We start from the raw sequence: 22,042 nt of genomic DNA on the forward strand, positions 1-22,042 counted from the left end.
AGTCTACAGAAAGGTTTCACAGTCAATGAGTGTTTTTCAAGCACTTAGCTTAATGTTTGGCATGTTTATTTTAGCATTGCTAACATACATCAATAATAAGCATAAATAAAAAGCCGTCCCATTATATAACTTTGGCGAGTTATGGGATAGCTTAAACAGTTGTTCGTAACTTATGTCACCGTCTTTTAAACGGCTTTACTAGGAAGTCCTGTTAGAGCAGGACTTCTTTTTATTTACAGACATATTATATAATATGTCCTTCATTTTGTCATTTAATTAACAGCAAAATGAATTCGTTACATAATGTACTATTAATCATATATAATTAATCATTATTTTTGCTCATTTTATAAACTTCAATTGCCCATTTTCTAGCTTCTTTATGGCTAACAATTGGCTTTGGATAATTTAATTCATGATCTTCTAAGTAACCATCTTTAGTTGGTTCATGGATAAATTTAGTTGGAACATCCGCTAATTCTGGTACATATTTTTTAATGAATAATCCTTTTGAATCAAATCTTTTAGATTGTGTTGTTGGATTAAAAATTCTGAAGTAAGGAACACTATCTGTTCCGGTCGAAGCGGCCCATTGCCAACCACCAATGTTGCTAGCAGAATCATAGTCAATTAGACGTTCGTGAAAATATTGTTCCCCCCAACGCCAATCAATCAATAAGTCTTTCGTCAAAAATGAAGCCACTATCATTCGCAATCGGTTGTGCATCCAACCAGTTTGATTTAATTGACGCATTGCTGCATCAACAATTGGAAAACCAGTTAAACCATTTTTCCAAGCTTCAAATTGTTCTTTATTATTGGACCATTTTATATTTTGAAAATCCGACTTAATCGAAACCTTATTTTGGTTAGGATGACTAGCATAAATCATATTGTAAAAATCTCGCCAACATAACTCATTCATGAAAGTAGTTCTTCCATCACTGTCAGGTTGTTCTAACAAGGCTTGCCAAATCATCCTAATTGAAATTTCACCAGTTCTAAGAAATCTGGATAAGCGACTGGTTCCCTCAACAGAAGGAAAATCACGTTGCTTATCATAATCAGACAATCCATCATTAATAAAATCACTTAAAACTTTCTTAGCATAAGCAGTTCCAAATGACATGTTTTTAGTAATTGAGTTGCTATCGATTAATCCAGTTAATTTTTCTTCATCTTTTGGGAAATAATTTTGATTAATAAATTGGTTACTATCAATATAACATTCAACCGGAGATGGCTTTTTAAGTGTCATCCATTTTTTAAAATAAGGTGTAAACATCTTATAAAGATTTCCATCAGGCTTTTTAACTTCATTAATTCCATGTAAATTATAGTCTAAATATGAATGTGCATTAACTTTTAAATTCGTTTCAAAATAGCTAATCATATCTTTATCACGTTTACCACCATAACCACGTTCATCCAAATTAAAATAGATACAATTTAGGTCTGGTATTTTATTCTTTAGTTCAGCAAAACATTTCTTAACATCACCATAAATGATATTTAGATTAATTCCTTTGCTATCTAAAAATTTTTTAAAATTTAACAAACTAGCAAAAAAGGCATCTTGATTTACAGTTGGTATATCAGAAAGTTGCTCAGGATTGATATTAAAAATTGGTAAAATTTTATTGTTATTTTTGATTGCGTTATACAAAGCAGTATTATCTTCTAGTCGAAAATCTCGACGAAACCACATTACAGCAGTCATTAAAATCACGCTTTCTATTGGTCTTACTGATTAGTATAGTACAACGAAATTTTAATTAGAAATATTTGTATTTAATAAATATTATGCAATCATACTTATTTATGATGTGTACTTTTACAAAGAAACTAATGGGAATATAATTGATTAAAGTAAGATTATAAAAATAGTTTGGAGAATTTATAATGAATAAAACAATGAAAAAAATCACAGTTTCATCATTGACTTTATTATTATCAACTTCAATTTTAGGAATTAGTGTTAATGCTCAAAATAAGCAAAATAATAAAGATCAATATCCAAAAACCCCTAAAGAAAAAATAACATTTTTAAAATCATTGAGCGAAAGATTAGCTAAAGATGGTTACACTTACAAGCCATATAAGGTTAATTACAATGATAAAAATGATTCAGTGGAAGTTTTGCAAAGTAAAAGAAAAACCGATTACAAGGTTAAAGGCGTCTGGTCATACAGTGGTGCCACTTTTTCAGAAGGTGTTAAATTAGTTTCTAAAAAAGGTAAAGAAATTACTGTAAGTATGATCGATGGATTTTACAATAAAAATGCCAATATTAAATCTTTAAAGAATATCATTAAATTAGAAACCTCAATTATGAAATCGCAAAATAAAAGACTAATCAAAAAAGATTTTATTAAATTGGAAAAAATGATTAGTTATATAAACTCAGCTAAAGATAAAAAGATCGCTAAACAATCATATGAACAACTAAAAAGCTATGTAAAAGACAATAGTAATGGTGTACCATCATTACTAGTTGGACAAATATAATAAAAAGATTAGATGTTAAATCTAGTCTTTTATTTTTTATAAGAGGTGTTTTATGAAGAAAATAAAAAATAATAAAAGATTAATGAATGCTTTATCTGACGTACTATTCTTAATGCCAATATTTATTATCTTTATATTCATAGTTAAAGGTCTGATTGATGTGATTACTATTCATAGTTATAAATTTATCGATTATTGCTTGTTATTTATAAAAGGTACAATTGGTTCCTTTGTATTTTTCTATATATTTCAATTTTTTTCAAAAAAAGATAAAAATAAAAACAATTAAGATTATTTATGGTTCATATGTTTAATTGAAACCATAAAGGCTATATAATCTAGGTATAAATAAAAATAATAAATCTACGGAGGTGTTAAATATATAAAATAAAAAGTATTTTATATATTACATATGAAAATTAAGAATCTTTTATTAACAATTTTAGCTATATGCTTATTAACATTTACGTTTGGTGTCGCTAATAATAGTGCCCATGCAATGTCTGCTAGTGATGCTAATGCTAATAATACTGTTTACGATGTTTCAGAACATCAAGGTGTTTTCACAGACCAACAAGTTCAACAATTAAAGTCAGAAGTTCCTTTCATGATTTTAAGAGTTCAACAAGGTAGTGCTTATTCTGACCATACATTTCAACAAAATCGTGATTTGATGAATAAATATAATATTCCATACGGAGTATATTCGTACAGTCAATATGAAAATCCATCAGATGCTGCTGATGAAGCTCGTACGCTTTATAATCGTGCTCCAAACGCTAGATTTTATGTAAATGATTATGAAGATCAAACAGTAACATCTGGTGGCACTAATGAATCAACTGAAGCATGGATTAATGCTTTAAGACCATTGGTTGGTCAACGTAAAATCCTGTTTTATTCATATGCCTATTTTATGGAAGCTCATGCAGCTGAAGCAATTAGCTCATATGATGGCTATTGGCTTCCAAATTATAACGACACCGAACCTGCAAGAGAACATGTCTTATGGCAATTTACTAGTAGCTTTTATTCAAACGCTTTAGGCCAAAATATCGACGCTAGTTTATTAAATTCTAAAGATGCAAGCTGGTTTGTTGGAAATTCTGCTAGTTCTAATTATGTACAACCAACAAATAATACAAATACTGATCAAAGTAGTAATAACCAATCTAATAACACAAATAATAATGATCAGCAAAATAATAACCAGTCAAATAATCAACAAAGTAATCAACAATCAAATAACCAAACTACTAATTCACAAAATAATAATAATCAACAAAATCAACAAAATAGTGATCAAAATAACTCTTCAAATAATACAGACAATAATGACAATCAACCAGAACAACAACCAAGAAACACTAGTTATGTTCAACAATCAAAGAATATGCTGATTAAAGCTGGTTATGACTATCAAATTTATAATCATGTTCCTGGTGATAATAAGTTCACTGATAATACTTACGCAAAAGCTAGTGTTAGTGATTACACTCGTAAGTCCGTGTACGTTAACTCCATTGCTACTGTAAATGGAAAAACTTACTATCGTTTATACTACAAAGGTAAATCAATCGGCTGGGTTAATACTAAAGCATTGATTCCTAATGTAAAATACTCAACTTACTATCGTACTAAGACTATGAAAAGTAATCCTAAGGTAAACTTTAATAATCACATTAGTAATAGTGGTTTTTCCAATGTTAAAGTAACTGCAAATGGTCATAAATATGCTAATAAAAAATTACAAGTTACTCGTCGAGCAATTAAAGATGGCTGGAACAGCTACTATTACCAAGCATTTTATCGTGGCAAATTAGTTGGTTGGATTTATCAAAGTGCCTTTAAATAATGAAATAAGAAAGATGGTAATACTATGAAAAATCATAAATCAAATTTTGCACCATTCTTGGTAATTTATATCGTATTGTTATCTGAACATCCTTTTGGAAACAGTATTATCGCAAAATTATTTTATATTGGTTTTACCGTATTCTTCATATTTATTGCTACAAAAAGCATTGTCGACAGAAAAGATTAATCAACTATGAAATAATTAGCTTTTAACATAAATAAAGTAAAACCGCCTAGTTTTAAACTAGGCGGTTTTTTAATATAAAATTATTTAGTTATTTTAAGATGATCATTAGAAGGAAGCTGGTAAATACTATCATCCTCGACTATTTTGTTATAATGTCTAACTACTTTTTTCATTGTGTATTTGCCAAGTAATATATTATTTTTAAAAGCTTTAAATGTGAAAATGTGTTTTAAATTTGATAATGGTTTAAATGTAATATTATGATGATTTTTCTTATACACATCTTTCAAAAATATACTGCATGCATCTTTGTAAGAACTTAAGTGTCTATACTTTAAATAAGTAGTTTTACTATTATTATAAACAGCTATACTATTTGATTTTTCATAAGAAACCCGATAATTTATTGGTGCATTATTTTTATTAAAATAATATATTGAATAACCATTTTTAATTTTGCCATTAGGCTTATAGTGAGATTCATAGATATTAGAATGCTTCATTTTCGTAATTACGTGATATGCATCTGAATAACTTTTAATTTTGTGATCATTATAGTTTTTCATAACTGTCAAATATGAATAATTATTACCATTACTTTTAGCATTTACTTTATTGATATTGATAATCAAAATTAATAAACATAAAGAAAATAATATATAAGATATTTTTTTAATCACAATAAAGCACCTCTACTATATTTTTCTATAAATAAATACTATTAAAATTTACTAACCTGTATAATCACTAGCATTGACTTGCCATTTAAAATTATTATTTACTGAATTAAAACTATATCCTTCTGATAATGCAGGTATCCATGTATTTATTTGATTCGAAAAAATTGAATTTTTACTAAATATTACTTTATTAGATGCATCATTATCTTGTGGTGTGATTAATGAAATCATGACATTATTTTTATTAGTGCTATTTTCACCAACCTTGATAATACTATTATATTTTTCAAAAGCCGTATCTTTTTCATGCCAGCTCCAAGGCAAACTGACCTTTTTAGGAACATAATAAGTTCTATTATTGTACTTTATGATAAAAATATTTTTATTATACTTTTTAATTTTTATTGGATTTTTACTAAATAAACCAATCATTTTTCGATTCTTTTTTAAATCAGATCGATTATTTCCAATATATTTATTAGCTTTGGAATAATACTTATCATCATTTTTTAAGCTTGCTAATGAATTATATAAAGGAATTGAAGTATTACGTTTTACATCTGGAGTATAGTCAAGTCCTGTGTTATCCCAATTGTTCATTTTATTGGCAAATGTGGGATTTATAAAACCATTCTCCCATTTTTTGTAAGAAAAGTTGTCACTATCGACTTTTTTATAAGGTTTGGCAGTATAAAAATTTATTTGTTGTAAAATTTGCTTATGATATTCCGATAACAATAAACTAAAACTATTATGTTTTTCTAAATATTTTACAAAATTTTGTTCATTTATCCCGTAACTAACCCCTGCTTGATTAACTATATATTCAATTCTTTTAGGTGAACATTTATATTTGCTTAAATAATTTTGCAAATATGAAATTTTATTATTTATAAATGTTTTAACATCAGGATTATCATAGTTACTTCTTGCTATAACTTTTAATCCCTGAATATTATAAGCTACACCATAGCCATCAAAATAATTTTTATTACTACTTAGTGTATAAATAAAATCTTCATCCTTAAACTGACTTGTTTTTGCTTGTGCTGATACAGATGATTGAATTGACAATACAAGTAACATTGTAACTATTATTAATTTTATAATTTTTTTCATAGAGTGCTCCTTTTGATTCTATGTAAATCAATATCTAATTATATAAATAATAAAACAAATTTGAAAAATTAGGGAACAAAAATTAAAAATAATGTATTTTTTGCTGTCATTTAATTTATCTAGATATAAATTTTTAAATGCATATACACATATAATAAAAATAAGAAAAATGATAGACAAAAACAAATTAATATTATTTGGATCAAATAATGCAATAAAATTTGCAAATAATAAAAAACAAAAGATATTACCTATGTTTTTTGCACTAAAAGATTTATTGAAACAACTTTTCATAAATATCTCCTAACTAGTAATATGATTAATTAACATGAACAAAAATGGCAGTATTAAGCTATAAATAAAGATGTAGTTCATGTTTTTATTGACCTTTACAATATCTTTATTCAATTTTATTTTGTTTCTATTTGAAAAATACCTTATAAATAATAATATAATAGCTATAATGCTCATCATATGATATTCTTTTTGTCCAGAAATTACGATAAATAAAGATATTATTACAGATATAATTGCTGTTATTATTACTAAATTTAATTTATTTAATAAGTGTTTTTCACTCATAATTTAACACCTCAAATAATATAATTTATTTTTTAATCTTTGACTTAAGCCTAAAATAAGAAATAACACCTACAGATAAAGCTCCGATAATCCAGTTTATATTTCGCTTAGGAGAAATGATTAACTGAATTAAAGATAAATGATCAGTATTATTAGAAAAATCAATAAAAAGTGTTAATAATCGCTCTAAAACAAAAAAGATAAATGCACCCAAAATACTTTTTCTTTTGGCTTTTTTTAATTTTAATAAGTAATCTTTTTCATCATAAGCATCTATTTGATCCAATTTTAATCTGTATATACTAAAGTATATGTAAGACATTATAATAAATAACATTAATGCATTTGAAAAAAATACTATTAGTAATGTATTCTGTAGATTTAAAGATAAAAATAGCGGTACCATTAATGCCATTATTTCCAACCAAAAATATACTATTAGAATCATAAAAGCATTATTACCAATTCTGTTTATTTCTGATATCTTATACTCATCAATATCACCATTAATATGATATAAATATTTTATAAATTTTATGTAAAAAGATTCTTTTTGATTGTTCATAAATTACACCTTCCAAAATAATGTATTTAAATCAGAGCCTAAGGCTTCAGCAATACTTACACATAGCTTTAAAGAAGGATTGTATTGACCCTTCTCAATCAGGCTTAAAGTTTGTCTTGAAATTCCCACTTTTAAAGCTAAGTCCTTTTGTTGAAGGTCTTTAGAAACTCTGATGAGTTTTACCTTATTATTCATAATTCACGCTCCTGATCAGGTAACATATAAATTACTTAAGTAACTTATATGTTACTTATAATTTTATAAAAGTCAAATTAATATATTAAATTGACCATAATAAAACAGCTATTTCTTTGATGAAATAGCTGTTTTATTAGATTTTTAAAAAATAGAAATTTTAGTATAACCTTTAATATATTCATCAGAATGGTGAATATTGAATAAACTTCTTAATCTGCGATTATTATTAATTCCTAATTTATAAAAATAACTCATAATTTTATGATTTTTCATATACTCATAACTATTATTTTCTCGAAATGCTTTTTGTAAACCTTTGTAGTAATCATTTTTCATAAATATAACTCCTTTAATTATTCATTATTATACCATTAGGGTATAAAGTATAAGGATAATCAACTCCTGTGTAACCTTCCATTTTTAGCTTGTTATTAGTCGTCATAACAATAAATGCATCGTCTTGTTTACCAGCTCCCCAAACAATATTTTTATTTGGTTTAGTAAAAACAGTATGTCTTAAATAATTATTTGCTTGTTTATTATTTTTAATATTTACATTATTAGTATCATACAATCTAAAATATATATTTTGATGTTGCTTACCTTGAACTAAAGTAAATTTTTGTAGTTTACCATATCTAAAATTTTTATAAGGTTTGATTGTAAAATATCCATGATTATCAGTTTTTGTAGTTTTACCAACTGAACTATTTATCACAGATAGTTTACTAGAATGACCAGTTATGTAAGTTTTAGATACTTTATTTATTTTCAAAGCTGGCTTATCAGAAGCATTTGCTTGATTAGTATTAACAAAAATCATAGCAAATGAAACAAAGAATGCAGAAAATAAAAACAATAATTTTTTATTCATAAAATAACTCCTTAATTTTAAAATTTTACATTATTAATAAAACCATTTACTAATCCGTAAATCATTGGAATTATAATTCCCAAGGCAATCATAATGAATCCAATTTTTTGTAATTTATTTAATTTAGACAATAAATTTTTCCAGTCAGATATAAAAAATCCTAAGCCTACTAAGGTTACACAATAACCAATAATATAAACCATTTTAAACATCTCCTTAAATGAACTTATGTTTGAAGTCAATAATTAAATGAGATAGAAGCAATGACAAAGATATTATGCATATAAATTTTCCAAAAATATATCCAATGTTAAACTCAAGGCTACTACTAAATTCAATATTGAATACCAACAAGTAGTATAAAATGGCATTTATAAGCATAATAAATAATGCTAAATCATTGATATCATTTTTTCTTTTTGGTAAAAATTTATTGATCATTTTTAAATTCAAAATACATACTATAATCATTGATAAAGTAATGATTGGTAAATGAATTCCATTAACATTAAATAATTCTATGTAACCGAAAATTATTAAAATTAAACTAATATATTTTAAAATGCTTTTTAATTTTTTAATTTTCACCCCACCTAACGATACTATACCTTTTTATTAATTGTATCAGACTAATTGAATAAATTGACATATTAATAGAAAAAGACGTCTACAATTTGCAGACGTCTTTTAATCTTTAAATTATTTAATTTTTAAAGTTAGTGCATTCAAAGCAACAATCACAGTGCTTAGTGACATTACAATAGCTCCAACCATTGGATCTAACATAATACCAGCAAACCCTAAAATACCGGCTGCTAATGGTAGAGCTAAAATATTATAACCAGCTCCCCACCATAGATTTTGAATCATTTTGCGGTGAGAATTTTTAGCCAATTTAACTAAGCTAACAATATCATTAGGGTCACTATTAACCAAGACTACATCAGCTGAATCAATGGCAACGTCAGTACCAGAACCAATTGCGATACCAATATCTGATTGAGTCAAACTAGGTGCATCGTTAATTCCATCACCGATAAAAATTGTTTTACCTTGTTTTTGATAACTTAATACATTTTTTTGCTTATCTTCTGGTAATAATTGTGCTTTAAATTCACTAATACCCAATAATGAAGCTACTTTTGCAGCAGCATCTTTATTATCACCAGTTAACATCACTGGCGTAATATTTTGGCTTAGAAGATATTGCACCATTGCTTTGGAACCTTTTTTAATGGAGTCACCTTCAGCAATAAAACCAATTGCTACATTATCTTTAATGACATAACTTACGGAGTTACCATCATTTAAATAATTTTGGGTATCTTGAGCAGTGTATTTAATATTATTAGCATCCAAATATGCTGCTGAAACAACTGCAAAATCATTGTTGTTTAAAGTCCCTTTTACTCCGTAACCAGTGATTTGAGTATCATTTATAACTTCATATAAAGATAAACCTTTTTGTTTAGCAATTTCAGCAATTCCATTAGCTAGTGGATGATTAGAGTTTTGTTCAACACTTGCTGCAATTTTGACAATTTCATCATCTGAATAATTTTGATCTAAACTAACGTATCCATTAACTTTGAATTTACCTTCAGTTAAAGTTCCAGTTTTATCCATTAATGCATATTTAATGTCATTGATACCGTCCAATGCATTTTTATTTCTAATCAATAGTCCATTCGTTGCAGCTAAAGAAGTTGTTCTAGAAGTAATTAGTGGCACTGCTAATCCTAAAGCATGGGGACATGCAATAATCAAAACAGTTACTGTTACTGGAATTGCAAAGCTAACTCCTCGAACAAATGACCATGCAACAAAAGCAATAATTGCAACTACTAACGCTGCATAGAACAAATAACTAGCAACTTGATTGGCAGCAGTTTCAGTTTTTGATTTAGAAGATTGTGCTTCTTGAACCATGTTTTTAACTTTTGATAAATAACCACTACTACCGGTTCCAGAAATTTTAACTTTAATGGTTCCATCACCATTTATTGAGCCACCGATAACGTCATTATTGGTTTGTTTATTAACACTTCTGGATTCACCAGTAACTAGTGATTCATTTACTGAAGTACTACCATCATAAATTTTTCCATCAGCGGGAATTTGTTCACCTGATTTAATTAAAATTGAGTTACCAACAGCAAGTTTATTTGTTGATACATCTTTAATATCACCATTTTCAGAGATTAAATGCGCACTATCTGGTAATAATTTAGATAACTTATTAATAGCTGAACCGGCGTTCATAATTGAATTCATTTCAATTCGATGACCTAACAACATAATCACAATCAAAGTGGATAATTCCCAGAAAAAGTCATTAACTTTAGGCGTGATGTTCAATATATCATTAGCAACAACTGAATAAACACTGTATACATAAGCGACTGAAATTCCTAAAGTAATTAATGACATCATTTCAGGTTTCTTATTCTTAATTTCACCTTTGGCACCACTGAAAAATGGTGTTGAACAGTAGAAGAATAAAATACTACCTAAAATTAAAACAATAAAATTAGAACCTGGAAAAGTTAATTGAAATGGCAATTGCATGCCCATCATTGGAGACATTAAAATAATTGGAATTGTTAAAATTAATGAAATCCAAAATTTCTTTTTCATATCTCCCATATCCATCATGTGACCACCATGATTCATCATTTGGCTGTGATCCATTCCATTCATATCATGATCCATATGATGCATGTCATGGTCCATATGATGCATGTCATGGTCCATATTCATATTTCCCATATCATGGTGTTCGTGGTTCATATTTTTCATATCGTGACCTTCATGGCCCATGTTCATATGATCCATATTATGATCTTGATGTTCATGATTCATACTTTTCATATCATCTTTATTATGCTTCATTAGATTTACCTCCTAAACATTTACATTCAACTTTATCCGGTGCACCAGCTTTTTTTTGTTCTAGTGTTTTGATTAAACCATCAATATCATTCTTACTTAATTCGATATTATTAATTAAATAATCAAGCGTTGATCCATATTGCATACAACAAATTTCTTTAAATAAATGCATGATACTCATCTTGTAAGCTTCATCTTCATCAACTAAACAGTAATAAAAATTTTTATTACCTTCTTTTTTAACTCCAATAATTTTTTTATTTTTTAGTCTAGTAATTAAAGTTTTTATCGTTGACTCACTCCAATTATTTTTTTTAGTAAGTAAATCAATGATTGTTTTACTTTTTGCATTTCCAAGCGTCCATAGAATCCGCATAACTTCCCATTCAGCATTGGATATCGATTGCACTTTATTATTCACAAATAACACCTCGAATATTTAAATATTTATACTAAGTTTACATTTGTAGACTTGAAAGTCAAATAAAAAGTTTTATCATAACAATTAACTACATAGAATGGAAGGCGATACAGTGAGCCAACAGTATGTATTAAAAAAATTAAAATGGACTCGATTTATTCAATTCATGTCTTCAATTATTGTTATTATGTTTTCTTATTTTTATATTCATCACACTTACTTTTTTGCAATTTTTGCATTATTTCTTTTACCAATGCTTTTTATAGATAATAAGAAATATAAAAACAAAATTAAAAATAATAAAAGTAATTTAGTTATTAACAAACGTTTTAATTATGTAATTATATACAGTTTGACTGCTATGCTGATATATATCATTGTTAGCTTTGTTATTAATAAATTATATTAAGGAGTTTTTATGAACGTTTATATGGATAGAACAATCATAAATTTCATTTTAAAATTAATGCTATCCTTATTGATGGTAGCAATTTGTCTATGGAATTTAAAAAGAATTAAAAATGACAATGACAAAATAAAGAAATACTTGTGGATTGCGATATTAGTGATTAGTTTCGGCTATGTTGTATTTTCCTTTAAGGGAATTTTATATTAAAAAAGAGATGCAAAGTTTTGAAGATATTAGTAATACAAGGACACCCCGACAAAAATTCATTTACTCATGCAAATGCTATTAATTATTATAATTACGCAAAAAAATTAGGTAACGAAGTTAATTTTATTGATTTAAGTGAAAACAAATTTGATCCATTTTTAAGATATGGATATAGAAAACATATGGAAAATGAAAGTTATATAACTAATGTCCAAAACTTAATAAAAATATCAGATCATATTGCGTTCTTTTTTCCAATTTGGTGGGCATCAGAGCCATCTATTTTAAAAGGATTAATTGATAGAACATTTACACCTAGATTTGCATATACCTATAACAAGAGTAAAGGTACTCATAAAAAGTTATTAAGTGGAAAAACCGCAGATATTTTTACCTCTAGTCATGGACCTAGTTTTTTCTATAAGCTTTATGGAAAAGTATTTTCTAAATGGAAACATTTAATTTTGGGATATTGTGGAATAAAAGTGAATAATTGCTATGATTTAGGAAAAATGGAAAACACAAAAGATACTCTAGATCGAAGAAAAAATTATATTAAAAAATGTTCTAAGACATTAGAATAAATTTTTATTCGTGATTATTGAATGTTAATCAAATAAAAAGTGCTCAGTTAGAATTATTCTAGCTGAGCACTTTTTATTAATGGGGGTATATATTTTACAATCTATTTTTAATTTATTTATTAGTTATCCACTTTAGGGAAGCGGCTTTCCAATCGCGACTAACTCGCAAGTTAAATTTATATTTATGATTTTTATTTACTTCATTTTTGATCATTGTAATGCCTTCTTCCTTTTTGGATTGTTATTAATATAACAGGCATTTCTTAAATGAAACTTAAGAGAGTTCTAATTAAATATCATTTTCGCAAAAAACGATACAATAATACAAATTAATCTTGGGATTCCATCGAAAGCTATTTCAAATAATCCATCTATTATGCAATTAGTAAATTTTTTAGTTTTCTTCATAGGAAAAACCTCCCCAGATCATTTTATCTAAAAATTAACTTAGAAAAGAACGATATTAATCCCATTGTTCCTTGTAAAATCACTTCAAAAAAAGTTCTAGGTGAATTTTCACTAAATTTGTTATTTTTCTTCATAAGAAAAACCTCCCTAGTTATTCATATATAAGTTAAATCGATTATATTACGAATTAATTTATAAGCAATGCCTAAGCATATTTTTATTACTTGAATTAAAATATTCATTAAATTCAAATAAATAAAAGGGGTAATTAAATATGAATTTTAAATTTAAACCTGGAACATTTTATTTAATAAAACATGATAAATTGGCGGCTGAAGTAACTTTTACTGTAAATGAAAAAATTATTTCAATTAATCACACCCTTGTGGATAAGTCTTTACGTGGACAGGGAATTGCCAGAAAATTAATGTTACAAATTATTAGTTATGCACAAGAAAATAATTATTTGATTAATCCAGTATGTTCATATTCAGTAAAATTCTTTGAACATACAGATAAATATAATGATCTATTAGTATAAAGGAGGAGTTAATTATGAATCTAAAAATTAAAAAAATTCAGAAATCAGAACTTGAAAAATTCTGGGAAGTTGCTTACAAAAATAAAAATGCTGAATGGACTAAATTTAATGGTCCTTATTTTAAAGACAAATTACCAGAAAAAAAGGAATTCATTGACGGTGATGCATCCAAAAAACATTTAAATAATGATATGTATAAGGCAATCTGGGTAAATGATAAAATAGTTGGATCCGTATCCGCATATTATGAGGATTGTCCACTAAATCAATGGTTAGACGTCGGTATCTGTATTTATAGTCAGGATAATTGGCATCAAGGGATTGGCAAAAAAGCTTTAAAAATGTGGATTGATGAAATGTTCAGATTATTTGATTTACCTCATATTGGTCTAACAACTTGGTCCGGTAATCAAAATATGATGCATCTAGCTGAATCCATTGGTCTAAAACAAGAAGCAGTAATTCCAAAGGTTAGATACTGGGAAAATCAATATTTTGATTCTGTAAAATATGGAATTTTAAGAAGTGATTGGCAAAACGTTTAGATCTTAATCTAAGCGTTTTTTATTTAAAATAATTAATAGTATATTATTAATCAAAGAGGTGATAATTTGTTCAAACTAAAAACATATACATCGGTAATTTTATATTCGGTTATCATGTTTATAATTTTCGTGATGGCAACTGTCGTTTCACAAAACTTACTAATCGAAACTAATCTGCCCATCACGTTAAGTTCATACTTACAATACATCATTATTATGCTTATTCTTGTAATTTCAAATGTCATGTTAACTAAAGTTCCGATATTTTTTACATCTAAAATTCCATTTAAGAAGAAAATCATTCCGTATGTATTACTAATTATATTTATTGTTTATTCGATGAGGCCCACAATGACCCATGCTTTATCCTTTGATGAATACTTATTTAACAGTATTGCATACGTCTTTGGAACTGCAATAACTCAAGAATATTTATTTAGTGGTGTTATTTTAAATGCCCTAATTCGAAATTTAAAAAAATTTAGTCGTTCTGGAATAATCATGCAAATTATTTTAACAAGTTTACTTTTTGCTGCATATTATATTGTGCAGGCTGTTAGGGTTGAATCTTATGAACAGGTGATTTATGCATTTAGTTTTGGTTTAGTTGTAACATCACTGTACATGGCGACTGGTAGTATCGTTCCAAGCATTATTTTGCACTTCATCTTTGATTTCGTAAGTTATATTTTCCCAGATAATGCGATTAATCCAACATTAACAGCTTTAGGATGCTTAGTCGCAAGTATTATTTTATTAATACCATTGTTAAAAGATAAATATATTGATCCAAGGCTATATAATTATATCGGTAAAAATTAATTTCAGCTTTGAAAACAAATTTTCTCTATGTATAATAATCTATTGATATATTATATAAATATTAATTAATGAACATGGAGAATTACATGCAGATTAACGGAACAAATAACATTCCAGATTATGTTTTGAGTAACACAATTCTTGGGCTAATTATTATGAGAGTAACTTTTTTGATTTTAATTATTTTATTTAAAAAGAAAAAAATTAATTTAAAAAATATTTCAATAACCGCATTATTTTTATCATACTTATTCTTAATGTTAAAAATAACAATTTTTCCAATTAATATATTTTTTCCATCTAATAAAATTTATGAAAATGGCTTAGGACAAATTTTAGATATTAATTTTAATCTTTTAGCAATTGGCAATTATAATTTGATTGATTTTATTGGAAATTTATTTATATTATTTCCATTAGCTATCTTCGCAGCAATTGTTTTACCGCAAAAATTTGGTGAAATGAAACCAAACTTAATTTTGGGATTTAGCGTAGCATTTATGTTTGAGGTAATTGATATAATATTTAATTATTTTTATATGAGTAACAAAATATTTGATGTCGACAACTTAATATTGAATTTTATTGGTTATGTTTTTGGATATTTATTTTATAAAACAATAATTTTTCGTAATAATAAAATAAAAAGGTTTACTTAGAAAAAAATTCTAAGTAAACCTTTTCTATTTGAATGAACCTTGGTAGAACCAACCTAAATACTTACCCTTGTAATAACATTTATAGTAATAACTTTTCCAGCCATTTTTCTTAGCTTTTTGCGTTACCGTTAATTTTTTATTAGCATATTCAGAACCGCGAGCAGTCATATTAATATTTTTAAAATGACTGTTCATAACATGATTATAAAAGTTGTTGGAAGGATTACTTTTGACATTTTTAGTTCCATTCGCTTTTGAATAACTAATGTGTGGACCTAATGCATCACTGCTAATCCAGCCCAAATATTTACCTTCATAATAGCAACGATAAAATACTTTTCCACCAACTACTGCTTTACAGTCTGTAGTTACCGTTTTAGCACGATTATTACTTCCGCGACTTGTTATTTTTAAATAGTTCATATACTTGTTATCGCTAACAACGTGGTTATAAAAATCTTCATTAAATGAACTTTTAGTCATTAAAGTTTGATTATCACGATAATATTTAGTATGTAAAACTACTGTCGGATTACCAATGAACCAACTACTTTTCTTCGATGTTAATAAACTAGAATCAATATATTTACCAAGTGCTGGTGAATAATAATGATCAGTGTATTGCCATAAAACATTTTCACGTTCAGGCTCATTTGACTGGTATGCTGCTAACCAATAACCGTCATATGAACTAATTGCCTCAGCCGCATAATTTAACATAAAATTTTGGTATGAATAGAACAGAATTTTTTTATTACCCACTAATGATCTTAATTCATTTAACCAAGCTAAAGTAGCATCGTTAGTATCGCCAGATTTCACCGTTTGGTCCTCATAGTCATTTACATAGAATTTAGCATTAGGAGCTCGATTATAAAGCACTCTTGCTTCGTTTTTAGCATCACTAACACTTTCATATTGACTAAAAGAATAAACTCCATATGGGACATGATATTGGTCTAATAAATTCTTATTATGTTGAAAAGTTCGATCTGAATATTCACTTCCATATTGAACCCTTAGAATCACAAATGGCACTTCATTTTTCAATTGTTGAACTTGTGCACTGGTAAAATTACCTTGCCATTCAGATAAATCATAAACATTTTTCTGGTCAGCATTTGCACTTAAATTTATACATAAAAAAGATATAAAAATAACGGCAAGTGACATAATTAAATACTTAAATCTATAAAATCTCAAAATAATTATCCTCCATCTACAATTATTAATTCTACATGGACAATATTTCAGAAATAATATATTTAAATTACAATTATCAATCAAATTATCACAAAATATTTACAAACTGAATATTTAATATAAAAAAATTTGTGAAAAATATAATTATTAGCTATTAAGTTAAGCATATTTTTTCACAAGCTTAATAAGTGAAATTTAACTTAAAGCGTGGTAAATTATATCTTGTAAAATATAAATAATTAAATAATGAATTTGGAGGTACAAGTATGACAGTAAAAATTGGTATTAACGGTTTTGGTCGTATTGGTCGTTTAGCATTCAAAAGAATTCATGAATTAAAATCTGATGGTATCGAAGTAGCAGCTATTAATGATTTAACTACTCCTTCAATGCTAGCTTATCTATTAAAATATGATTCAACACATGGTAAGTTCCCAGGTGAAGTTTCATCAACTGACACAGGTATCGTCGTTGATGGTCACGAAATTCCAGTTTATGCTGAAAAAGATGCCGCTAACCTTCCATGGGTTAAGAATGATGGCGTTGATTTCGTACTAGAATGTACTGGATTCTACACTTCAAAAGAAAAAGCACAAGCTCATTTGGATGCCGGTGCAAAACGTGTTCTAATCTCAGCTCCAGCTGGTGATATGAAGACAGTTGTTCCTGGTGTTAACTTGGACACATTGAACTCAGATGATCAAATCGTTTCAGCTGGTTCATGTACAACAGGTAGTATTGCAGCTACTGCATACTTCTTGAACAAAGACTTTGGTATTAAAGTTGGATCAATGACAACTATCCATGCCTTTACTTCTACTCAAGCTATCTTAGATGGTCCTCGTGGTAAGAAGTTTAGAAATAACCGTACTGCTTCAGTAAACACTATTCCTCACTCAACTGGTGCTGCTAAAGCTATCGGTTTAGTTGTTCCTGAATTACAAGGTAAATTAGATGGTGTTGCACAACGTGTTGGTATTATTGATGGTTCACTAACTGAATTGACTGCCATTGTTGATAAAAAGAATGTTACTGCTGACGAAATCAATGAAAAGATGAAGGGTCATGCGGATGAAACATTCGGTTACAATGATGAACCAATTGTATCAAGTGATATCATTGGTGATACTCACGGATCTGTATTTGATGCTACTCAAACTAATGTTTCAACTGTTGGTGACAACCAATTAGTTAAAGTTTGGAACTGGTACGATAACGAATGGGGCTTTACTTGCAACATGGTTCGTACTTTATTGAAGTTCTCACAACTATAAAAACAATCAACAAGCCTGGGAAAATTCCCAAGCTTTTTTTATTATATTATCCACAACATCTGTGGATAATTGGAAAATTTTAACCGATTTAAGACATTTTATTTATATCTTAGATAAATTATCCACAAATGATGTGAATAACTTTAAAACTTAATTTTTTGGATAAAAAAGAGTACTGATTTTAGTATCAGTACTCTTTTATTTTTTAGAATGTACGAACAGGTGTTATTAGTTCAATAAAGTTTTCTTGATCTTCAGAAGGAACCAATGTAAATGGTCTGAGTGGTGAAGTAAATGAAATGTTAATCATAGTTTGTCCAAATGCACGTAATGCATCTTTCATGTAATCAGGATTAAATGAAATTTCTAAATCTTTTCCATCAATTTCTTTGGTATCAAGTTCTTCTTCAACATTACCAACATCAGGAGAATTTCCTGAAACTGTTACTTTCTTATCATATGCATTAATTGTTAATTTAACAACATTATTTCTAGATTCATGTGAAAGTAATGAAGCTCTTTCAATTGAACCCAGCAATTCACGTGCATCAAATTGGACATTAGTTTCTGATTCTTTAGGGATCAAACGAGAAGTATCTGGGTAAGCTCCTTCAAGTAATCTTGAATAGAAATAAGTGTTACCAATTGTAAATAATACTTGGTTTTCTGATATCTTCATTTTTACATTTTCATTATCATCTGAAATCATTTTTGATAATTCAGATAAACTGCTTCCCGGAATGATTACATCATATTCACCATTATTATCTGGTAATGCAACTTTTCTTTGACTTAAACGGTGTGAATCTGTAGCAACTGCAAATAATATTTGATCTTTTAAAACAAAATGCACACCTGTAAGAATAGGGCGGCTTTCTTGTTTTGAAACAGCAATAACAGTTTGGTTAATAATTTCTTTAAATACATTTCCAGATAAAGAAATTTCATTTTCATTATCAATTTCTGGTAAATGTGGATAATCGTTAGCATCTAAACCGTTAATTGTAAATGATGAAGAACCTGAAGTTATTTCGGTTTGAAATCCATTACTAACTGATAAACTCATTTTATCTGTGGGTAATTTTTTTACAATTCCACTAAAGAATCTTGCTGGTAATACAATTTCTCCAGTTTCTTCAATGTTTAATTCATTATCTTCATCACTAGCTAGAATTTGGGTTTCAATTGAAACATCTGCATTACTACCAGTTAAGATGATTTCATTATCAGTTACTTTTAATTTTAACCCAGTAAGTATAGGAATTGTTGTTTTAGATGATATTGCTCTTGATACAGTATTTAGTTCTTGAATAAATGCTGATCTTTTTATTGAAAATTTCATTTTCATTTTCCCCCTGTTATTAATATTAATTAATATATAGTAATACAGTAGTAGTAGGGCCTGTGGATATGTGTATAACTCATCTAATCCCTTTCTACTATTAGCTTTGTGCCTGTGGATAAAATGTGGATAACTCTTGATATTATCCACAACTTTCAAAATTACCTTTTTAGTTCTTCCGTTAATTCATCGATTTTATTTTGTAAATTAACATTACTTTTTATTTCATCTGAAATTTTATCATATGCGTGAATAACAGTTGTATGATCTTTTCCACCAAAAGCATTTCCAATTTTAGGTAATGAATTATTAGTCATTGTTCTTGATAAATACATTGCGATTTGTCTAGGAATAACAATTTTTTGGATTCTTTTTTTACCCTTTAAATCATCAACTGATAAGTTAAAGTACATAGAAACAGTTTGCAATATTTTATCAATATTTACTTCAAATTTCTTTTCACCTTTATTTAGACCCTTTAGTGCTTCTGATACAAGATCGGTTGTAATTTTAACATTTTTAAACTTAGCAAATGCTTGAACTCTTGATAAAGCTCCCTCTAATTCACGTACATTAGAATCAATCTGTCCAGCAATATAATTTAAAGTATCAATTGGTACATCAATATTATCAGCTTCAGCTTTAGTTTTTAAAATAGCGATTCTAGTTTCCAAGTCTGGTGGAGTTATATCTACAGACAACCCCCATGCAAATCTAGATACCAGTCTATCTTGTAATTTGGAAATCTCATTTGGTAATCGATCAGATGTTAATACAATTTGTTTACGGTTTTCATATAAATCATTAAAGGTGTGGAAGAATTCTTCTTGCGTTCCATCTTTATCTGCAAAAAATTGAATATCATCTACTAATAATACGTCAACGTTTCTGTATTCTTGACGGAAAGACTCTGTCTTATGTCTTTGAATAGCGTTAATAAAGTCGTTAGTAAATGATTCACTTGTAATGTATTTAATGTTAGCAGATGGATTATCTTTAATGATTTTATTACCGATTGCATGCATTAAGTGAGTTTTACCTAATCCTACACCTCCGTAAAGTAGTAGGGGATTATACATTCGACCGGGATCTTCAGATACAACTAATGCTGCTGCATGTGCCATTTGATTACCTTTACCAATAACAAAAGATTCAAATGTATAGTTTGGATTCAAATGTGTATTACTAATTGATTCATCATCATTTAAATCTATATTATTGACTTTTGATGAATCTTCCTTGTTTTTTAATTCATCTTCAAGAACAAATTTTGGTGCAATGTCCTTTTTAGTAATTTTATAAGCATACTCGACTAATTGATCGGCTAATTTATCTTTCCAGTAATCTCTATGAAGAGGGGAGGGGAGTTCTAATGTTAATTGGTTATGCTCTAAACTAATGGGTTTCACTGTTTCAATCCATGTTGAATAAGTCGTTGTTGATACGTTATTCGCAAAATCTTCACAGATTTGTTCCCATAATGAATCTTTATTCATTAATTGATGTCCTCCCAACAAAATTCTTAAATAATTTTACCATTCTTATAAAAAGTTTTCCACAGATAATCACAACTAATTTAAAATGTTCCACAGGGTGTGCATAAAGTTTTCCACAAGGTGTGCATAACCTTAAATAATTTAAAAAAATAAAAGTTATTAACATGTAAATGTGGATAAAAAATAAAATATATTAACTGATATAATAACGTTTGTAATTATTTATGCACAGTCTGTGGATAAAGTTAATAACACCCTGTGAATTTGTGGATAAAATGTGGATAACCCTGTGGATTAATATTTTTTAATCCACAAAGAAATTAACAAAATGTGCATGAAACAAATTAAAATGTGGTTAAATTTAAAGCGTAGAGATAGCTATAAATTAAAGATAGATGTTTCATGATTTTATATTTTGTGGTATTATGTTTAAGAAATGTATTTAGCATGGAAAAGAAACATTTAAATAAGCAAGGAGGGTTAGTAATGAAAAGAACTTACCAACCAAAGAGACGTAAGCATGCTCGTGTACACGGTTTCCGTAAACGTATGAGCACAAACAACGGTCGTAAAATTTTAGCTAATCGCCGTAGAAAAGGCAGAAAGTCATTATCTGCCTAGTATACTAAAGACCACTGACCAATTAATCAGTGGTCTTTTTCATTATAT

At 27.6% G+C, this 22,042-nt stretch carries 26 protein-coding genes; 12 read left to right on the top strand and 14 right to left on the bottom strand.

Annotated features, from left to right (window positions below):
- Positions 1-61 precede the first annotated feature (61 nt).
- On the top strand, positions 62-109 hold the full coding sequence (locus MOO46_RS05495; RefSeq protein WP_249511712.1) for a hypothetical protein: 48 nt from the start codon (positions 62-64) through the stop codon (positions 107-109).
- A 216-nt stretch (positions 110-325) separates the two neighbouring features.
- On the opposite strand, the gene MOO46_RS05500 is transcribed toward MOO46_RS05495, so the two are convergent.
- Positions 326-1,720: a cryptochrome/photolyase family protein gene (locus tag MOO46_RS05500; RefSeq protein WP_249510687.1), complete on the bottom strand. Its 1,395-nt coding sequence runs from the start codon at positions 1,718-1,720 to the stop codon at positions 326-328.
- Between the two features lie 182 nt (positions 1,721-1,902).
- Between MOO46_RS05500 and MOO46_RS05505 the strand changes: the two genes are divergently transcribed.
- From MOO46_RS05505 to MOO46_RS05515, 3 genes are all read left to right on the top strand, one after another.
- Positions 1,903-2,508: a hypothetical protein gene (locus MOO46_RS05505; protein WP_249510688.1), complete on the top strand. Its 606-nt coding sequence runs from the start codon at positions 1,903-1,905 to the stop codon at positions 2,506-2,508.
- Positions 2,509-2,560: 52 nt separating this feature from the next.
- Positions 2,561-2,797, top strand: a complete 237-nt coding sequence (locus tag MOO46_RS05510; RefSeq protein WP_249510689.1) for a hypothetical protein — start codon at positions 2,561-2,563, stop codon at positions 2,795-2,797.
- Between the two features lie 123 nt (positions 2,798-2,920).
- Positions 2,921-4,363 (top strand): GH25 family lysozyme, encoded by a 1,443-nt coding sequence (locus MOO46_RS05515; RefSeq protein WP_249510690.1) that lies wholly within the window; start codon positions 2,921-2,923, stop codon positions 4,361-4,363.
- A gap of 269 nt (positions 4,364-4,632) precedes the next feature.
- Here the strand turns inward: MOO46_RS05515 and MOO46_RS05520 are convergent, their stop codons facing one another.
- The 10 genes from MOO46_RS05520 to MOO46_RS05565 form a co-directional block, all read right to left on the bottom strand.
- Positions 4,633-5,232, bottom strand: a complete 600-nt coding sequence (locus MOO46_RS05520; protein WP_249510691.1) for a hypothetical protein — start codon at positions 5,230-5,232, stop codon at positions 4,633-4,635.
- A 51-nt stretch (positions 5,233-5,283) separates the two neighbouring features.
- Positions 5,284-6,351 (bottom strand): hypothetical protein, encoded by a 1,068-nt coding sequence (locus tag MOO46_RS05525; protein ID WP_249510692.1) that lies wholly within the window; start codon positions 6,349-6,351, stop codon positions 5,284-5,286.
- A gap of 607 nt (positions 6,352-6,958) precedes the next feature.
- Entirely contained in the window at positions 6,959-7,498 is a 540-nt protein-coding gene (locus MOO46_RS05530) for a DUF3278 domain-containing protein (protein ID WP_249510693.1), read from the bottom strand.
- A gap of 3 nt (positions 7,499-7,501) precedes the next feature.
- Positions 7,502-7,693 (bottom strand): helix-turn-helix transcriptional regulator, encoded by a 192-nt coding sequence (locus tag MOO46_RS05535; RefSeq protein ID WP_249510694.1) that lies wholly within the window; start codon positions 7,691-7,693, stop codon positions 7,502-7,504.
- A 144-nt stretch (positions 7,694-7,837) separates the two neighbouring features.
- Entirely contained in the window at positions 7,838-8,032 is a 195-nt protein-coding gene (locus tag MOO46_RS05540; protein ID WP_249510695.1) for a hypothetical protein, read from the bottom strand.
- Between the two features lie 13 nt (positions 8,033-8,045).
- The gene (locus MOO46_RS05545) at positions 8,046-8,570 is read right to left on the bottom strand and encodes a hypothetical protein (RefSeq protein WP_249510696.1); all 525 of its coding nucleotides are present in this window, start codon (positions 8,568-8,570) and stop codon (positions 8,046-8,048) included.
- A 17-nt stretch (positions 8,571-8,587) separates the two neighbouring features.
- Positions 8,588-8,773, bottom strand: a complete 186-nt coding sequence (locus tag MOO46_RS05550) for a hypothetical protein (RefSeq protein ID WP_249510697.1) — start codon at positions 8,771-8,773, stop codon at positions 8,588-8,590.
- 13 nt (positions 8,774-8,786) lie between these two features.
- On the bottom strand, positions 8,787-9,158 hold the full coding sequence (locus MOO46_RS05555; protein WP_249510698.1) for a hypothetical protein: 372 nt from the start codon (positions 9,156-9,158) through the stop codon (positions 8,787-8,789).
- 111 nt (positions 9,159-9,269) lie between these two features.
- Entirely contained in the window at positions 9,270-11,330 is a 2,061-nt protein-coding gene (locus tag MOO46_RS05560) for a heavy metal translocating P-type ATPase (protein WP_396121423.1), read from the bottom strand.
- 121 nt (positions 11,331-11,451) lie between these two features.
- Entirely contained in the window at positions 11,452-11,883 is a 432-nt protein-coding gene (locus MOO46_RS05565) for a CopY/TcrY family copper transport repressor (protein WP_249510699.1), read from the bottom strand.
- 112 nt (positions 11,884-11,995) lie between these two features.
- Between MOO46_RS05565 and MOO46_RS05570 the strand changes: the two genes are divergently transcribed.
- The 6 genes from MOO46_RS05570 to MOO46_RS05595 all read left to right on the top strand — a co-directional run bounded on the left by MOO46_RS05570 (position 11,996) and on the right by MOO46_RS05595 (position 16,058).
- On the top strand, positions 11,996-12,292 hold the full coding sequence (locus MOO46_RS05570; protein WP_249510700.1) for a hypothetical protein: 297 nt from the start codon (positions 11,996-11,998) through the stop codon (positions 12,290-12,292).
- A 224-nt stretch (positions 12,293-12,516) separates the two neighbouring features.
- Positions 12,517-13,083: an NAD(P)H-dependent oxidoreductase gene (locus MOO46_RS05575; protein WP_249510701.1), complete on the top strand. Its 567-nt coding sequence runs from the start codon at positions 12,517-12,519 to the stop codon at positions 13,081-13,083.
- A 682-nt stretch (positions 13,084-13,765) separates the two neighbouring features.
- The gene (locus MOO46_RS05580; RefSeq protein WP_249510702.1) at positions 13,766-14,032 is read left to right on the top strand and encodes a GNAT family N-acetyltransferase; all 267 of its coding nucleotides are present in this window, start codon (positions 13,766-13,768) and stop codon (positions 14,030-14,032) included.
- Between the two features lie 14 nt (positions 14,033-14,046).
- The gene (locus MOO46_RS05585; protein WP_249510703.1) at positions 14,047-14,577 is read left to right on the top strand and encodes a GNAT family N-acetyltransferase; all 531 of its coding nucleotides are present in this window, start codon (positions 14,047-14,049) and stop codon (positions 14,575-14,577) included.
- 66 nt (positions 14,578-14,643) lie between these two features.
- Complete coding sequence (locus MOO46_RS05590) at positions 14,644-15,399, top strand: CPBP family intramembrane glutamic endopeptidase (protein ID WP_249510704.1); 756 nt, start codon at positions 14,644-14,646, stop codon at positions 15,397-15,399.
- An 86-nt stretch (positions 15,400-15,485) separates the two neighbouring features.
- On the top strand, positions 15,486-16,058 hold the full coding sequence (locus MOO46_RS05595; protein WP_249510705.1) for a VanZ family protein: 573 nt from the start codon (positions 15,486-15,488) through the stop codon (positions 16,056-16,058).
- Between the two features lie 24 nt (positions 16,059-16,082).
- On the opposite strand, the gene MOO46_RS05600 is transcribed toward MOO46_RS05595, so the two are convergent.
- Positions 16,083-17,261, bottom strand: a complete 1,179-nt coding sequence (locus MOO46_RS05600) for a GH25 family lysozyme (protein WP_249510706.1) — start codon at positions 17,259-17,261, stop codon at positions 16,083-16,085.
- Between the two features lie 266 nt (positions 17,262-17,527).
- Between MOO46_RS05600 and gap the strand changes: the two genes are divergently transcribed.
- A complete protein-coding gene (gene gap / locus MOO46_RS05605; RefSeq protein ID WP_249510707.1) occupies positions 17,528-18,535 on the top strand; it encodes a type I glyceraldehyde-3-phosphate dehydrogenase in 1,008 nt (335 codons plus the stop codon).
- Between the two features lie 205 nt (positions 18,536-18,740).
- On the opposite strand, the gene dnaN is transcribed toward gap, so the two are convergent.
- Both dnaN and dnaA read right to left on the bottom strand, forming a co-directional pair.
- Entirely contained in the window at positions 18,741-19,877 is a 1,137-nt protein-coding gene (gene dnaN, locus MOO46_RS05610) for a DNA polymerase III subunit beta (RefSeq protein WP_249510708.1), read from the bottom strand.
- Positions 19,878-20,038: 161 nt separating this feature from the next.
- A complete protein-coding gene (dnaA, locus tag MOO46_RS05615) occupies positions 20,039-21,373 on the bottom strand; it encodes a chromosomal replication initiator protein DnaA (RefSeq protein WP_249510709.1) in 1,335 nt (444 codons plus the stop codon).
- Between the two features lie 486 nt (positions 21,374-21,859).
- Between dnaA and rpmH the strand changes: the two genes are divergently transcribed.
- Positions 21,860-21,994: a 50S ribosomal protein L34 gene (rpmH, locus tag MOO46_RS05620; protein ID WP_249510710.1), complete on the top strand. Its 135-nt coding sequence runs from the start codon at positions 21,860-21,862 to the stop codon at positions 21,992-21,994.
- Positions 21,995-22,042: the final 48 nt, after the last annotated feature.

Source organism: Apilactobacillus apisilvae, from assembly GCF_023380225.1.
Lineage (GTDB): Bacteria > Bacillota > Bacilli > Lactobacillales > Lactobacillaceae > Apilactobacillus > Apilactobacillus apisilvae.

What these genes read in the sequence shown, in the direction of transcription:
- MOO46_RS05500 (WP_249510687.1), bottom strand. Translation starts at nt 1,720, where the DNA reads ATGACTGCTGTAATGTGGTTTCGTCGAGATTTTCGACTAGAAGATAAT.
- MOO46_RS05505 (WP_249510688.1), top strand. Translation starts at nt 1,903, where the DNA reads ATGAATAAAACAATGAAAAAAATCACAGTTTCATCATTGACTTTATTA.
- MOO46_RS05510 (WP_249510689.1), top strand. Translation starts at nt 2,561, where the DNA reads ATGAAGAAAATAAAAAATAATAAAAGATTAATGAATGCTTTATCTGAC.
- MOO46_RS05515 (WP_249510690.1), top strand. Translation starts at nt 2,921, where the DNA reads ATGAAAATTAAGAATCTTTTATTAACAATTTTAGCTATATGCTTATTA.
- MOO46_RS05525 (WP_249510692.1), bottom strand. Translation starts at nt 6,351, where the DNA reads ATGAAAAAAATTATAAAATTAATAATAGTTACAATGTTACTTGTATTG.
- MOO46_RS05530 (WP_249510693.1), bottom strand. Translation starts at nt 7,498, where the DNA reads ATGAACAATCAAAAAGAATCTTTTTACATAAAATTTATAAAATATTTA.
- MOO46_RS05535 (WP_249510694.1), bottom strand. Translation starts at nt 7,693, where the DNA reads ATGAATAATAAGGTAAAACTCATCAGAGTTTCTAAAGACCTTCAACAA.
- MOO46_RS05540 (WP_249510695.1), bottom strand. Translation starts at nt 8,032, where the DNA reads ATGAAAAATGATTACTACAAAGGTTTACAAAAAGCATTTCGAGAAAAT.
- MOO46_RS05545 (WP_249510696.1), bottom strand. Translation starts at nt 8,570, where the DNA reads ATGAATAAAAAATTATTGTTTTTATTTTCTGCATTCTTTGTTTCATTT.
- MOO46_RS05550 (WP_249510697.1), bottom strand. Translation starts at nt 8,773, where the DNA reads ATGGTTTATATTATTGGTTATTGTGTAACCTTAGTAGGCTTAGGATTT.
- MOO46_RS05560 (WP_396121423.1), bottom strand. Translation starts at nt 11,330, where the DNA reads ATGAATATGGACCATGACATGCATCATATGGACCATGACATGCATCAT.
- MOO46_RS05580 (WP_249510702.1), top strand. Translation starts at nt 13,766, where the DNA reads ATGAATTTTAAATTTAAACCTGGAACATTTTATTTAATAAAACATGAT.
- MOO46_RS05585 (WP_249510703.1), top strand. Translation starts at nt 14,047, where the DNA reads ATGAATCTAAAAATTAAAAAAATTCAGAAATCAGAACTTGAAAAATTC.
- MOO46_RS05595 (WP_249510705.1), top strand. Translation starts at nt 15,486, where the DNA reads ATGCAGATTAACGGAACAAATAACATTCCAGATTATGTTTTGAGTAAC.
- gap (WP_249510707.1), top strand. Translation starts at nt 17,528, where the DNA reads ATGACAGTAAAAATTGGTATTAACGGTTTTGGTCGTATTGGTCGTTTA.
- dnaN (WP_249510708.1), bottom strand. Translation starts at nt 19,877, where the DNA reads ATGAAATTTTCAATAAAAAGATCAGCATTTATTCAAGAACTAAATACT.
- dnaA (WP_249510709.1), bottom strand. Translation starts at nt 21,373, where the DNA reads ATGAATAAAGATTCATTATGGGAACAAATCTGTGAAGATTTTGCGAAT.
- rpmH (WP_249510710.1), top strand. Translation starts at nt 21,860, where the DNA reads ATGAAAAGAACTTACCAACCAAAGAGACGTAAGCATGCTCGTGTACAC.